General features: G+C 65.8%; 1 protein-coding gene. It reads left to right on the top strand.

Annotated features, from left to right (window positions below; genetic code table 11):
- A partial coding sequence (locus ACLQ24_RS29945; RefSeq protein WP_425895090.1) for an NAD-dependent epimerase/dehydratase family protein occupies positions 1–669 on the top strand: 669 nt, incomplete at its 5' end.
- Positions 670–739: the final 70 nt, after the last annotated feature.

The following is a 739-nucleotide window of genomic DNA, read 5'->3' as shown; positions in this document are numbered from 1 at the left end:
GCGACGTCTTCGCCGCCTACGGCATCTAACAAACCAACATCAAACCGGACACTCCCGAACAACGCCGGGGCCGTGGGCGCCGGCCTAACCGATGGAGACATTCTGATCTGTGACGTGCGGTCGACCGATGCCGCCAACGCTATACGGCTGTGGCGGCCGGAGATCGTCGTTCATCTCGCAGCGCAGTCGAACCTGCCAGCCTCGACACGGTCGCCGCTCGTCGACGCGGACATCAACATCCGGGGAACCGTGAACGTCCTGGATTCGTGCGCCGAGGCAGAGGCCGGGCTCGTCGTGTACGCGGCCACCAGCGCGATCTACGGCACGGTGGACGGCGACGCCCTGCCTGTTGCGGAGACCGCGCCGATCGCGCCGACCAGTCCGTACGGGCTGAGCAAGGCGACGGCACTGAAGTACCTCGACTGGTACCGAGATCACCGGAGCGTCGACTACACGGCGCTCGTGCTGGGCAACGTCTACGGGCCGCGCCAAGTTGGCCCGATGTGCGGCGTCGTCGGCCTGATGGCGCAGGCCGCGATGGCGGACGCGGACTTGGCAATCTTTGGCGACGGCCACCAGACGCGAGACTTCGTGTTCGTCGCCGACGTTGCCGAGGCGGTGACCGCCGCATGCACCACTGGCGGCCTAGTGCTGCTCCGCGTTATTTGACCAGTAACCCAAAGGTGCCGTGATCGTTGTCCGTGTATGGGTGTTGCGGTACGTGATGCGCGGCGGCTTT

It is taken from the genome of Micromonospora sp. DT4 (assembly GCF_049841675.1).
Classification (GTDB): domain Bacteria; phylum Actinomycetota; class Actinomycetes; order Mycobacteriales; family Micromonosporaceae; genus Micromonospora.
This window is presented reverse-complemented; position numbering and strand designations above follow the sequence as displayed.